Origin of the sequence: Streptomyces sp. NRRL B-24572 (assembly GCF_002156145.1) — a bacterium.
Lineage (GTDB): Bacteria > Actinomycetota > Actinomycetes > Streptomycetales > Streptomycetaceae > Streptomyces > Streptomyces vietnamensis.
This window is the reverse complement of sequence record NZ_MWIG01000497.1, coordinates 1-13,351: the sequence shown is the minus strand read 5'-3', so window position 1 is coordinate 13,351 and position 13,351 is coordinate 1. Positions and strand designations below refer to the sequence as shown.

General features: G+C 70.7%; 13 protein-coding genes and 1 pseudogene. 11 read left to right on the top strand and 3 right to left on the bottom strand.

The features are described 5' to 3' along the window. The first annotated feature begins 121 nt into the window (after positions 1-121). The gene (locus CCN56_RS27700) at positions 122-910 is read left to right on the top strand and encodes a hypothetical protein (protein WP_143664642.1); all 789 of its coding nucleotides are present in this window, start codon (positions 122-124) and stop codon (positions 908-910) included. Continuing rightward, positions 907-1,389: a holo-ACP synthase gene (locus tag CCN56_RS27695; protein WP_086830661.1), complete on the top strand. Its 483-nt coding sequence runs from the start codon at positions 907-909 to the stop codon at positions 1,387-1,389. The genes CCN56_RS27700 and CCN56_RS27695 overlap by 4 nt, the downstream gene beginning before the upstream one ends. 672 nt (positions 1,390-2,061) lie before the next feature. Here the strand turns inward: CCN56_RS27695 and CCN56_RS27690 are convergent. The 3 genes from CCN56_RS27690 to CCN56_RS27680 are packed head-to-tail and all read right to left on the bottom strand — an operon-like array spanning position 2,062 to position 6,412. Continuing rightward, complete coding sequence (locus CCN56_RS27690; protein ID WP_086830660.1) at positions 2,062-2,646, bottom strand: DUF6262 family protein; 585 nt, start codon at positions 2,644-2,646, stop codon at positions 2,062-2,064. Next, the gene (locus tag CCN56_RS27685; RefSeq protein ID WP_256962180.1) at positions 2,643-5,216 is read right to left on the bottom strand and encodes a site-specific integrase; all 2,574 of its coding nucleotides are present in this window, start codon (positions 5,214-5,216) and stop codon (positions 2,643-2,645) included. The genes CCN56_RS27690 and CCN56_RS27685 overlap by 4 nt, the downstream gene beginning before the upstream one ends. Before the next feature lie 20 nt (positions 5,217-5,236). Further along, positions 5,237-6,412 carry a tyrosine-type recombinase/integrase gene (locus tag CCN56_RS27680; protein ID WP_256962179.1) on the bottom strand — a complete coding sequence of 392 codons (1,176 nt, stop codon included), beginning with the start codon at positions 6,410-6,412 and terminating at the stop codon, positions 5,237-5,239. A gap of 132 nt (positions 6,413-6,544) precedes the next feature. Between CCN56_RS27680 and CCN56_RS27675 the strand changes: the two are divergent. The 9 genes and pseudogenes from CCN56_RS27675 to CCN56_RS27635 form a co-directional block, all read left to right on the top strand. Further along, a pseudogene (locus CCN56_RS27675) lies at positions 6,545-6,925 on the top strand (glycosyltransferase); the annotation flags it as partial. Beyond that, complete coding sequence (locus CCN56_RS27670) at positions 6,918-8,018, top strand: hypothetical protein (protein ID WP_086830658.1); 1,101 nt, start codon at positions 6,918-6,920, stop codon at positions 8,016-8,018. The pseudogene CCN56_RS27675 and the gene CCN56_RS27670, both read left to right, overlap by 8 nt. Before the next feature lie 34 nt (positions 8,019-8,052). Further along, entirely contained in the window at positions 8,053-8,514 is a 462-nt protein-coding gene (locus CCN56_RS27665) for a hypothetical protein (protein ID WP_086830657.1), read from the top strand. Further along, positions 8,511-8,855, top strand: coding sequence for a hypothetical protein (locus tag CCN56_RS27660; RefSeq protein ID WP_086830656.1), 345 nt, complete (start codon positions 8,511-8,513; stop codon positions 8,853-8,855). The genes CCN56_RS27665 and CCN56_RS27660 overlap by 4 nt, the downstream gene beginning before the upstream one ends. 89 nt (positions 8,856-8,944) lie before the next feature. Beyond that, positions 8,945-10,048 (top strand): hypothetical protein, encoded by a 1,104-nt coding sequence (locus CCN56_RS27655; protein WP_256962178.1) that lies wholly within the window; start codon positions 8,945-8,947, stop codon positions 10,046-10,048. A 30-nt stretch (positions 10,049-10,078) separates the two neighbouring features. Further along, positions 10,079-11,350, top strand: coding sequence for an MFS transporter (locus CCN56_RS27650; protein WP_256962177.1), 1,272 nt, complete (start codon positions 10,079-10,081; stop codon positions 11,348-11,350). 44 nt (positions 11,351-11,394) lie between these two features. Then, positions 11,395-11,892, top strand: a complete 498-nt coding sequence (locus tag CCN56_RS27645; protein ID WP_086830654.1) for a hypothetical protein — start codon at positions 11,395-11,397, stop codon at positions 11,890-11,892. Between the two features lie 98 nt (positions 11,893-11,990). Continuing rightward, the gene (locus CCN56_RS27640) at positions 11,991-12,416 is read left to right on the top strand and encodes a hypothetical protein (RefSeq protein ID WP_086830653.1); all 426 of its coding nucleotides are present in this window, start codon (positions 11,991-11,993) and stop codon (positions 12,414-12,416) included. Continuing rightward, positions 12,413-13,255 carry a relaxase/mobilization nuclease gene (locus CCN56_RS27635; protein ID WP_086830652.1) on the top strand — a complete coding sequence of 281 codons (843 nt, stop codon included), beginning with the start codon at positions 12,413-12,415 and terminating at the stop codon, positions 13,253-13,255. Before CCN56_RS27640 ends, CCN56_RS27635 begins: the two co-directional genes overlap by 4 nt. Positions 13,256-13,351 lie beyond the last annotated feature (96 nt).

The window sequence follows — 13,351 nt, the reverse complement described above, 5'->3', positions numbered from 1 at the left end:
GGGTCGACCCGGACGAACTGGAGGTCGCCGATCTCCAGACCGTCGGAACTCTCACCGACCTGTTCGCCCGCCGGTCCCAGGCGCCGGCCTCGGCATGCTGAGCCTGCTGACCGCCACGGCTGTGGCAGACCCTCCCGCCCGACAGCACGAGTGGGACCCGCGCCAGCTCGCCTACTTCCGCGATCTCCACCGGCGATACGACATCGACATCAGCACCGACGACCTGACTACCGACGGAGTGACGCACACCGACCTGCTCGACCTCCTGCATTCCGGCCTCAGCGCTACCACCCCGCCCGTCGACCTCATCATCTGCGCCCACGCCCTGCCAGACCGCGTGCCCTCCGTCCAGCCCGCCTCGTACCTCAACGCCCTGTTCGGCAACCGCGCGAACAGCTTCGCCGTCTCCGGCCAGGGCCTGGCATCACCATTCACCGCACTGCGCATCGCAGCGGCCTACACACGCTCCCGCCCCGGCCTGACCGTGGCCGTGGCCGTCCTGGAACAGACGACGCTGCCCATCCGCCTCCCCCTGGTGCACGAACGCGAACTCACCGACTCCGGAGTACTGCTCGTCCTCAAGGACAGCGGTGACCTGTCCTTGCGGACCCTCCTGCCCGCCGAAAGCACCATGCGGGTACAGCAGCAACTCGATGTGATCACCGAGCTGCCCGGGAAACGCCGCCTGCTCGTCACCGGCGCCACCGCCGTCCCCCACCAGACGCACGGGTACGACCTTCACCGTGCCCGCCGCGACGCCTACTGCACCGCTGTCTGGGCCGAGTTGGCCGCCCACCGGCGCGACTGGCTCGACCGCTACGACCACATCGTCCTCCTTGACACCACCCCGGAGACCGGCGAGTCGTCACTGGCACACTTCACACCCCGCTCCGACGAGCGGAACGCATGAGCGGCAGCGGCTGCGACTGCCGGCCACCCCTGCAACTGGGCATCGACGTACTCCGGATCGGGTCCCTGGCCAAGACCATGCGTCACGACCGTTTCCTGCGTCACCTCTACGCCCCCGAAGAGCTCGCCCACGCCGAGAGCCTCGGCGAGGGCCGGCGCGAGGAGTTCCTGTACGGGCGATTCGCCGCCAAAGAAGCCATCGTCAAGGTTCTGGGCGTCGGCCTGTTCGGTGACGCCCCACCCCATGAGATCGCCGTTCTGCGTAATGCGAAAGGAGCGCCCGAGCCCGTCCTGCGTGGCCGCGCGGCACACTGCGCCGAAGTCGCTGGCATCGCGAGCCTGACGCTGTCGATCTCGCATACCCGCGAACTGGCCGCCGCCGCCGCGGCCGGCTGGCGCACGGCCTGCGACTGCCGCGACCGCAGGCTGGTCAACACTCTGTCAGAAGCCATGCTCGCCCGCACATCGGCCACGACATGATGCTGCCCCCCGGCACTCGACCAGCAGGGTTTCCCGCTGCCAGTCCTCCAATAACTCGACCAGGCACACCTCCTTGGCCGGCCACTCGGTGAGCTGTTACTCGTAATCCGGCGTCGCCGGCCGGAACGCCAGGGCGATACCCAGAGGGCTGATGCTCCTGCTGCCCAAGGCAGCCCGCATCCGCTGATGGCCGACGGGCGACGGCGCCCAAAACGCCGTCGCCCTGCCCGCCTTCGGCGAGGAGACCTCCAGGCGCTCCTCTGGGCCTCACCGTCATTCACTCGCGGTCCGCAGACGACCACGTCTCCGCCCCTTCTTGTCCCGGGCCCCGACGAGCGACCGCACCGTAGGCGACGATCGCCGGTTGGGCTAACCGGTGATCGTCGCGACCATTGAAGCTCACCCCGCACCGGCTGACAGCAGAGAACGGAGACCATTGACGTCCCACTCGCGGCCCCGTAGTCGAGCTTCACTACTTGCAGTTACAACTAGGCGGAGCCCGCTGGGCGAGTTTGCTCGTGATCATCAAGCACATGAGCCGCTCATCGGGCGCGGAACTATGCGCTTCCGCAGGAGCCGGTGCTCATGAAATCGCGCAACCTGCACATGCGCGTCGGTCGCGCAGGGGTGGCGGAAGAGTTCGTGCAGTCCGATCACGACGGCGGCGCACCATCAGGTCGGCGGGACGGTGAGCTTCTCGGTGATCTGCGCTTCGAGCGCGGCGATGCGCTTGTCGGCGAAGCGCGCGTTGTCCCGGGCGGCAACCAGACGCCTGTTGAGGCGGTCCCGCTCGGCCGTCAGGGCCCTGACCTCGCGTTGCAGGGCGACATTGGCGGTGGTGATGCGTACGACGTCGGCGTCCGTCCATTCGCCCTGTAGGCCAGCGATCTGCCCCAAGAGCTCAGCGATGCGTTCTCGCTGGTTGACGACCTCCGCGTTGGTGTTCTTGAGGGCCTCCTCGGTGTTGAGCGCGCGTTCACGCCAGGACGCCTCGATCGCGTCGCGCTGGGCTTGATCGGTCTCCGCTCGCAGTCCGCGAGCTCGGAGAGTGGCCTGGGTGACGATGGTGCGGGCCTCGGTGTGTTCGTAGAGGAAGGTGCGCGAGACGTCCGCTTGCCGGGCGACTGCTGCCACGGTGATCGGGGTGCCATTCTTGGCAAGCTGTTCGACGACGCGCTTGATGCGCAGGAGGCTGGCTTCGGTCTTCTGGCTGCGCGCCCTCAGAGCCTGGGCGGTGCGGTGCGATGAGGCGGTCATGCGGGTTCCTCGTACGAGTCGGTGTCGTCGGGGTCGATGGCGGCCAGGTCGTTGGCCTTGAAGGCGAGCGTCCACATGCGGTCGAAGTAGTCCTGGGGGCGTCGCAGGTCCAGGGCGAGCGCGTCGTCCAGCATGCCGAGGCCGGCCAGGGCCTTCTCCAGGCCGCCGATCGCGCGGGCGGTGGGCTCGAAGACGCTGTGGAGGTAGTCGGCGGTCCGGTCGTCCGGCGCGCGTTCGGCCAGCGAGGCCCACTGCTCGGCCTTGCGGCGCCAGTACAGGAGGTCGGCGCCGGACATCACGAACTTGTCGCAGTTGTGGCAGTCCAGGTCCCACGGGCAGGCGTCCCCTCGTACCACTGGCTGGTAGGTGCAGAAGCCGCCCTCGGCCGGGGTGCTGCGGCGGGTAAGGTCGATCGCCATGGCCTGGGCCTCGGCCCTGGTCATGTGCTCGGACGGCGAGGCGAGCAGCAGTCCCGGCTCGGCCGATCCCGGTCCGCTGACCCAGACCCGCTCGAGTGCGTCGTCGACCTCCGAGGAGGCGACCTTCGCGTAGTGCTCGGCCATCCGCACGGAGATCTGGCCGAGGTACTGCTTGATGTGGTGCAGGCCGGCGCCGTTCTTCAGCAGGTTCGTGGCCAGCGTATGGCGGGCCTGGTGCGGCACCCAGGCGCCGATGTCCAGCGCCTCCAGCCAGTCCCGGAAGGCATCACCGAAGATGCTGTAGGTGATCGCGACCGTGCCGTCCGGATTTTTGTGCGGCGAGGGGAACAGAGCGAGGAGCTTGCGCTCCTTCGGCCCGGGGCTGCGACCGTAGAGGTCCTCGAAGCGTTCGACGGTGCGCTGTTTGCGCAGCTCCAGCCGCTCGTAGAGGCGTTGCGGGATGCGGATGGCCTCATCGAGGTTGCCCACCTTCGTCTGATCGTGCCAGAGGAAGGGGACCTTGCGGTGGATCGACGTGCACTCCAGCCGCAGCTCGGTGACCTCCGAGGCCCGGCGGCCGGTGAACACCAGGGCCTCCCAGATGTCGCGATGGCCCATGCCGTTCGGGTCGAAGCGGTCATCCAGCAGTTGCAGGTTCGCCTCGTCGGCCAGTGCGCGGGCCACGGGATCAGGGAACGGGTTGCGGGTTCGGTCGGCCCGTCGAGCAGTCGGCAGGGCGATGATGAACTCCCGCGGCAGGCCGATGCGTTCCGCGTCCCCGCTCTCCATCGCGTCGCGCAGGATCGACCGAGCCTCGTTGAAGACATGGCGGCGGGTGTAGCTGGTGACCTTCATCGGCCGTCCGTCGCGGCTGATCGCCAGCGACGGGAGGCCCTCGCGGGCCCGCTTGTTGTGATCGGCGACGAAGCGCTGCATGTGGTCTGCGGTGAGCACCGTCGGATCGTGCCCGCCTCCGGGCGCGACAGCGGTCAAGAACACGCCGAGCTCGGCGCACGCCTTGCGTCCGTTCTCGATGTGCTGCGGGCTTCGCGGTGCCTGCGGCGAGCGCAGACGGCGAGCCACTCGTTCCCAGAGCAGGTCACGAAGCCACCGCTGCGGCACGTCAGTGAAGTCGAAGTGGCTGGAGCGCCGTTTGTAGCGGATGCCGTAGTGCTCGGTCTCCAGGAAGCCGGCCTCCTTGGCCTCCTGCTCGGTGACGTAGACGATCCGCAGCTCGTCCGCGGTCTCCTTGAGGATCCTGCGTTCGTGCTCGGCGAGCGCCGCCGGATCGGACAGCAGGTCGAGTACGGAGGCTTCGCCGCGCAGGCGGGCCAGGTTCGCCACCGCCTGGATGTGCCACAGCGGCCAGGCCGAGCGTTGAGCCTTCTGGGCATGGGCCAGTAGCCCGAAGCGGATCTCGGCCTGGACCAGCGGTGCAAGGCCCAGGAGATTGACGGTGCCGGCGCGTGAGGCGGGGCGGGCGGTGTGGCACCAGTGCCGGAACGCATCCGGATCGGCACAGATGATTTCGACGGATTCGCGCCCGACGACCCGGTCCCCGCCCCACCCTGGCGGTCGGTGGGCGCCACCGGGCCGTCCGTCATTGCGATAGCGCTCGTCATGGACGTAGCACAGCCGCAGAGGACTGTCCGCGCGGCCAACGCAGGCAGCCACCAGGCAGTCACCGTAGCCGGGCAACGCCTCGGTCTGTTGCGCCACGAACTCGTCGTAGGTGAGATCCCTCTTTCTGAACAGGACCTTGTTCCACCGGCTGAAGTGGGTCAGGCACAGCCGCAGCCCGAGATGACGAGACGGGCGCTCAGGGCAGAACCGGCAGTCCGGTGGCTCCATGAGCCGCAGGTCGAGGACCTTGGGCTGGGCTGTGCGCAGGAACTCTCGGCGTGTGGCGCCGGGTTCCTTCCTCGCAGCTCTCCACTCCGCACGGTGCGGATGGCACAGGTCGACGGTGTTGGTGCGGGTGCTGCGGCAGCCGTTGACCCGGCAGAACCAGCCGTAGACCGGGTGGTCGCCGGGCCAGCACAACACCGATTCGCGATAGACCGGCTCGACGCCCGGCGCCGCCAGAAGCGCTGTGAGGACCTCCAACCGATCGCGTCGCTCCCGGGCCAACATGCTGGCCAGGGGCTGCACGGGGGAGGGTGTCGCTTCGCTCACCGCAGCTCACCCCACGTCGTGAGGAGGGCGTCATGAAACACCGGATCGTTCACGTCGACGTGCGCGTAAATTTCATCGACGACCTCGGTCGAGGCCCATCCGCCCGCGTCCCGGACGATGGCCAGGTTCCCGTCGGCGGCGTCCAGGACGGCACTGGCCCAGGTGTGCCGGAACATGTGCGGCTTGATCAGACCCAGCCCCGCGCGGCGGCCGGCCCGCTTGAGCATCTTGCGGGCTCCCTCCGGCGCCAACGGCAGACCACGTCCGGGGCCGTGCTGCTGAACGAGCAGCATGCCGTGCGTTGCTCCGCGCGGGTACTCCAGAGTCAGGTAGTCGAAGTACGCGTGGATCATGGCCGGGCTGACCCGCTTGATCAGCCCACCGCGGATTACTCCGTCCCGCAGTTCCCACTCCCACTTCGTCTTGGCACGGGCCCCGTTGACCAACCCGTCCCGATGGCAGACGTGCGCGTGCGGACCGCGGCACTGCCCGCATGCGGCCTCTTCCCGCAGGTGCAGGTCGCACAGGTGCAGGCCGCACATCTCACCGGCCCGGAATCCGCCATCGCTCAGCCACTCCACCACCAACCGATCCCGAAAGGAGCTGACCTCATCCAGCAACACCGCCCGCGCGCCGTCCGGCAGCATCTTCTTGTGCCGACGCCGCACCGCCTTCGGCGCCAGCGGATTCGCCTGCATGCTCCGCTGCAGATGACCGAGCAGCGACCGGTCCCGATCCCGCTGCGTCGGCATCCGGTGCAGCTTCAGCGCCCCCACCAGCTCGGTGTTGATGCCCGACTCGGCCTGCTTCAGATAGAAGCCCTTCAGGCACGCCGCGGCGCCACGCAGAGCGTCGTTGCCGTACGGCCGCTTCCCCACCCTCCACGGGCGACCGTACGGCCCGGCGACCTTCGCTCCGATCGCGCCCATGTACCGCTCAAGGTCACCGAATCCGACGTCCTCCGGCGCCAGTCCTTCGTGCTCCAGCCACCGAAGGTGATCGACGAGCAGGTAGGCGTACGTCCGATCCGACCCCGTACCGGCATGGTCCGCGAGGTAACGACCAGCTCCGCCGTGCACTCCTCTCACCGAGTCGAAGATGGTGTAGGTCTCACGGCCATCCCCGTGCCGCACCGTCTGCACCCTGAGCCGTCCAACCGACAGCGTCCGCACCACAGTTCCTCCGAGCCGACCCGTCCACCGACATGGCGAACATCACGACTACGGTCGGCAAACGAGCACGTGACGTACGCGGTCACTGGCTCGGCGAACATCCCGAACAGCCCTCACCCCAGCCGGAAAACCGACGGCTCGACATGCCTGTGGCGCTGCCCGACGCCGCCCGGCCGGCACGAGGCCGGCGACGTCATGAACTACTGGGCACGGCCGCAGGACACGATCCCGATCGGGCCGACCACGATCCTCGCCCGCACCGACCTCGTGCGCGCGGCGCCGATGGGCGGCCTCGTCCAGGGCGAGGACTACATGGCGGCCGTCGGCGTCACCACCCTCGCCCCGGGCATCCTGCTGCGCCTGCCGGTGTACCGGTACCGCAAGCACCCGGGGCAGATGACGCAGCAGACGTCGTACGACCAGCTGGAGGCGGCGGCCCGCGAGCACGCGCACAGCTACGGCCTCAGCCTGCGCACCGCCCTGCACTCACGTAAGACCGCCGCCTGTGGCTGACGCGCACATCGTCCTCACCTACGGCCGGGATGCAGGCATCGTCGCCATCGCCGGCGGCGAGCAGTACCGGTGGGCCCACACCGCACTGGAAGAGTCCGGCTTCCGCCGGCACGAGGCCGGCATCTACCGCCTGCCGGGCGGCGACGAAGCTGCCGCCCGCGCCACGGTGGCCGGTCTCATCCGCTGTTCCGAACGGCACCGCACCAGCGTGTCCACCAGCAGTCGGCCCTACATCGGCGACGCCGCTCGCGACATCGCCCGCCTTCTGCCGGGGCGATGGGACGCGGCGGTCGAGATCTACTCCCACCCCGTATGGCAGGAGGACCTCGCGGCGTGGCTGTGGGACAGCGGCGAACTCACCCGCGCCGTGCAGAGCACCCGCATCCCGTACGCCGCCACCCTCACCGAATCCGTGTCGGGGACGACCCTGCTGCTCGCCGAACGCCCCGGCCATCAACACGACTACCTGCTCGGCGCCCTCCCGCCAAAGCCATTCGGCGAGGGGCACGGCGACCGGCACGCCCCAGCGAGCATCATCCTGCCGCCCTTTCCCGGCCGCGCAGCGAAGGCGATCACCGAGCGGTTCCTCCCCGCCTACGACTGGGCCGTCCACGACCGCCGGACCGCGACCGTCACCGAGGCACTCGACCGCATCCACACCGAGCACGACGCCTGGACGACCAAGGTCATCTCCGGCTGGTACAGCGACGCCTCCCCGCTCGGAGCTGACGCACTCGATGACGCCATCGAAACGTTCCTGGACAAAGCCTGGCCCGAATTCCTCAGCGTCATGCAGCACGCGCCCGCGCTGCTCGACAAATGCCGGCCCGCCGCCACCGCCCAGCCCAACGACACGCATGCTCTCGCGCGGCTGGCCGACTCCCTTGCTCACGCCGAGACCCTGGACGGCGGCACCCGGCTCAACCCGCGAGAGCGCCGCAGCCGGACATGGACGGCCATCAGCACGTGGCTGACGTACAGGGAACCGTTCCTGCGCCAGGTACGGGCCGCGGCCTCGCACAGGCCCTCCGCCCCGGCTGTCTCTGCGCCGTCGCGTGCTCTTCCGCCGGGCCGCCCCGCTCCCCGCCGCTGACCTGCGGCATCACCACCGTAAGGAGCTTCCCTCTTTGGATCCTGGCACCCACTTCGCTTTCGGCACCCACGAGCAGCACGGCTTCGTCGCCGCCTTCAACTCCTCCCTTCCGGCACACCTGGCCCAGTGGTACCTCGTGCGGGAGCAGTTCGAGCCCGTCCCCGATCAACCGGGGCTGTTTCGGCTGACCGAGCCCGAGCGCGACGGCCCGCGCCGCACCCGCCAGGCCGTTCACGACCTGCGCCGCCACGGGTACACCGTGCACGCCGACGTCGCCCTTGACCCCGCCGCCTCGGCCAGCCCGCCACGCCCTGCCCGCTCCAACGGCCTGGCGGAGCGCCGCAGCCGAGTCGCCCAGGCCGCCGCCGGCCGGTCACCGCAGCGCGCCCAGTCGCCGACCACCACCCCGCCCTCGGCACGGCCGATCCCGCCGAAGCCCGCCTACGCCCCCACTGTCCATCTGACCGCCTCCGCCGCAGCCGGACGGTCACGGTGACCCCCGAAACCGGGCAGATCCGCATCGCCCGTGGACAAGGCGGCGAGGTCGAAGTCGACGGCCCCGTCGACTCGTTCGCCGGAGACGTCCTGCGTCGCGCCGGCTTCCTGTTCGAACCCTCCCTGAGCGGGCACTGGATCCGGCTGCCGTTCGACATGGGACGCGGCTGGGAGAACGAGCACGCGACCTGGGCGGCCGAGATGCTCGCCGTCGCCCGCTACCCGGTGCGCCTTGCACCCGACCTGCATCGCGACACCGCCGCAGCCACCGCCCCCACCAGGCCCGCACGCCCGCCGGCCATGACCGCACAAGCCCCTCCCGGCCGCCGGACCGCCCGCTGACCCACACCAACCTGGAGAAGCAGATCCCCGACACCCGTACAACCGGCGTCGCCGCCCTCAGCGCCCAGGCGCGTAACTTCCGGTTGCGGATGGCGATGATCGGCCGCGAGACCGAGTCCGCGCTGGACATGACCCGCGACCGCTACGGCCGCACCGTTCGCCCGGACGCCGCGGCAGATATACGTGCCCACAGTGACCGGGCGGCCGTCGAGGCGTACACCACGTATCTCGCGCCGTGCGCCGATGCCCTGCTCGATACCGCCCGCCGTGCGCTCGACGAGCTGCCGCCCGCCCGGCACCTGGCCGGGTGGCGGACCGTACTGGACGGTCTCGCCGCCTCCACCGCAGCGATCCGCCGGGTACTCGATCGGCCGACCACGCCCGGCCCCGCGGGCGAACGCGCCCAGCACAAGGCCCTGTGGCCACACCTCACCGCCTGGGCGGACCACGGCTTCATCGCCAGTCACCTCGCCGACCTCGACCAGCGCCAGCAGCACAAGGCCCCGCTGACCGTCGAAGAGCAGCAGATGTGGACCGAGATGGCCCGGGCCGCGCAGAAGCGGGGCGAGCTGGAGCTCACCGAGTCCTGGTACGCCGCGGACGGCCAGCCGATCACCCTCGCCTACCTGGTCGAGGACGACGCCTCGACGGTGGTCGCGCTGAGAGGCGACCCGGACGCACCGGGCTGGCAGGTGATCGGCCACTACGCCCACGAATACGAAGCCGGCCAGATGCTGCCCGCCCCCGTTCCGCCCGGTGTACTGCGGGCCGACGTCTCCGAGTTCAACCGGGCCGAGCCCGCGCCCGAGGTGTCGCTGCAGGAACTCACCCGGGACGTCGTCGAGTCCCAGCACGCCGGTGACGCGTCCAATGCGCTCCTCGGCGCCACCCAGCGCGGTCACGACGCGGGCCCGATGGTCCGCCTCCAGGAACTCCTGGAAACCGGCGCACAGTTCGCCGGTGCGCTGGAGACCGTGCAGGGCCGGCAGATCACCGCCCGGCTCGCCGCGCTCGGCCGGCAGATCGAGTTCCTCAACCGCGAAGTCGAGGAGGCGGCCGAGGACCTCGGCGCGACCGTCGCCGTCCTGCCGCCGCACCGCACTCCCGTGCCGCGCTTCCGCCCCGGCCCTGCCGTGGAGACCACACCGCCCACGCCACCGCCTCGCACCAGCACGACCGCCCGCCACCGCTGAGGCGTCGCCTCCTTCGAGAGAAAGCCCTTCTTGTCCCCGACCGCACCCCCGGCCCCGGCACCGCGCATCACCTACGGCGCGGTGCTGGGCAGCCCGTACGTCGCCCGCCTGCTCGGCGGCACCCTCACCGGCCGCCTCCCCAACGGCATGGCGCCCGTCGCCATCGTCCTGTGGGCCACCACGAGCGGCGGCAGCATCGCCTTCGGCGGGCTGCTCAGTGCCCTGTACGGGCTCGCGTCCGCGCTGGCCCAGCCGGTCAAGGGACGCCTCATGGACCGGCACGGCCAGACCGCCGTGCATCTTCCGGCCGCCCTGCTCAACTCGGCCCTCCTGGCAACGCTTCCCCCGGCCGGACTGTACGGCGGACCAGGTCTGGCCACGGCCATCGTCGTCGCCGGCGGCCTGACCACGCCTGCTTTGGAGGCAGGGCTCCGGGCACTGTGGCCGAGCGTGCTGCCCGACCACCGGCTGCGGCACGCCGCGCTCGCCCTCGACGCCGGCACCCAGGGCCTGCTGTACATCGCCGGCCCCCTGCTCGTCGCCGCGCTCGCCTCCACGTACGACCCGGCCGTCGCGCTCGCCGTCACCGCCGTCCTCGGCATTACCGGCACCGCCGTGGTCGCCTTCGCTCCGCCGTCCCGGTGCTGGCGCCCGGCGCCGTCCGCACAGGCACCAGCAGGGATGGCGCACCGTCTGGCCGGCCCCGGCCTGATGCTGCTGTTCGTGTCCCTCGCCGGGATCGGGTTCGCGATCGGGGCCATGAACGTCTGGGCGATCGCCATGGCCAGGCACCACGAGCAGGAGCTGCTCTCCGGGATCCTGCCCGCCGCGTTCTCGACCGGCAGCTTCCTCGGCGGCCTCCTCTACGGACGACGCCGCTGGAGAGGCACCACCAGAAATCGACTGATCGGCGGCGGAACCTTCTTCCTGGCCGGTTGGCTCCCGCTCGTTGCTCTCCCGGGCCCGTACGCGGCCACCGCCGCGGTCGCCGTCCCCGGAGTGTTCCTGACCGTCGTGGTCGCGTGCGCCTACGTGACCACCGACTCCCTGACCCCCGCGGGCCGCACGAGCGAGGCGTACGCGTGGCTGATCCTGTCGATCGGCGTGGGGCAGTCCGCCGGCACCGCCCTGGCCGGACGCCTCGCCGAGCAGCCCCTCACCACCGCGGCGCTCCCTGCCGTCGGCGCGGCCTTCGCGCTCGTCGTCCTGCTCGCCGCCCGCCGACGCCTCGGTCCCCCCGGATGCCTGAGCCGCCGCGGCCGGCACCGCCGCCCGCCCGGGGGTCGGCACAAGACGCCCTGATCCAGGGCGACCCCACCTTCCCACCGTTTTGAGGAGAACTATCTATGGCCGTCCGTACGAAGTGGACTGTCGAGCACTCGTGCTCCCACCAGGTCATTCATGACCTGTCCGACCGCCCCGCTGACCGGCGGGCCGGCTTCGCCCGCTGGCTCGCCGGCCGGGACTGCTCCGACTGCTGGAAGGCGGCCCGCGACGCCGACACGGAGTCCAAGGAGGAGTGGCTCGCGGCCAAGCGAGCCGCGGAGCAGGAGGCTGCCGCCGCGTGGGCGAAGCAGTTCGACATGCCGCAGCTGGAGGGACCGGAGAAGGCTCTGGGCTGGGGCGAGCGATCCCGTCACCAGCTGATGCTCTCCGCGCACACCGCCCTGGTCGTCGAGGGGTCGTGGGACGAGGCGGACTGGGCGGAGCTGGAAGACAAGGCCCGCTTGATCACCCGCGCCGGGTGGTGGATCGACCAGCGCGACGCGGAGGGCTCTGACCTGCTCGAACTCCTCGACGCCGCCGGCGAGGACGACCGCGGGACGGAGAACCCGTTCCGCTGACGGGGCGGAACATAGCCGACGATCGCCGGTTAGCCAAACCGGCGATCCTCCGGACCATTGTTCCTCCCACCGCATCCGCTCCGCGTGGAAGGAACCGCATGTCCCAGCTCCCGCCCGACCCCGTGGTCGCGCTCACTCCGGACCCGCTCACCCCCGACCGGGACGTCACCCACCAGCACTTCCAGGCCGGTGACACGGTCGTCGTCCTGAAGGGGGTGGCCGGCGGCGAGCTGTGGGGCGACGCGATGCGTGTGGTCGCGCCGTCCTGGCACCTGCCGACCGACGAGGACGGCTGGCGCCTGCGTGACGCGACCGGCGGGCAGCAGTCCTACATCACCGCCCACCCCAGGTACCTCGTGCACCTCTCGCGCCGCTGCCCGGACTGCCTGATCCACCTGCGGGCCATGGAGGATGCCCTCCTGCCGAAGTACCCCGGCGACGACGCCCTGATCGACTGCGGCTGGTACACCACCACCGCCGTGGGCCAGCTGGTGCACGTCGCCGACGTCCGGGCCGGCCGGTGATCCCGCGTCTCCACAAGCAGTCCGACACCCCGTACGATCCGCTCGCCGAAGCCCTGGGGCGACCCATAGCGCCGAACGAGCGGCTTCCGGAACGCAGCGTCGTAGCCCATTGGCCGGGCCTGGATGACTACGTCCTGGACCCGAGGAAGACCTGGACGCTCGCCCGGTGGGCCGATCACCTCGACGAGGCCCTCCTGGAGCATCCGTTCGCCGCCGGCCCGGACGGCGACCGGCGGGCCATCCTCCACCTCGATGTCCGACTCCACCCCGACGACCGGCCGCTGACCGGCCCGGAGTGGGGTGAGGTCGCCCACCGGTTCGTACGCGCCGCCGGCGTCGAGATCCCGGGCAAGGGACACGGCTGCCGGTGGATCGCCGTCCAGGCCCAGCCCGGGCGCCTCGACCTGCTCGCCAACCTGATCCACCTCGACGGCGCGTGGCACGCGCCGCCCGCCGACGTCCTGCGGCGTCTCACGGGCGAGGCCCGTCGCGTCGAAGAGGACCTGGGCCTGATCCCGGTGCGCACCGCCTCCACGGCTCGGGTCGCCTCCCGGCCAGTACCGGCGGTCTCGTCCCAGCTCGCGAGTGTGCTCGCGCAGCTCGCCGACGAGCAGGCCGGACCGCTGGCCCCGGTCCGCGGACTCGTCGAGCACACCGCACATCGCCTCGCCCGCCTTCCCGGCGCCGCCGGTGTCGATGCCGCGCACCGCCTGGAGCTGATCGCCCACCGCCTCCACGGCATCCAGCAGGAGCTGGACACGACCGCCGCTGACCTGGCCAAGCCCCGGGTTGCCGCCGCACCGCCAGCCGCCCGGCTTCCTGTCCATCGAGCTCTGTAGGAGAAACTTCTCTTTGCCCCTTGCCGACCGCTTCCTGGACATCCGCCGCGACCCGCACTCCGACGAAGTCCTCGCGCGCGGCGGATGTCCAGGAAG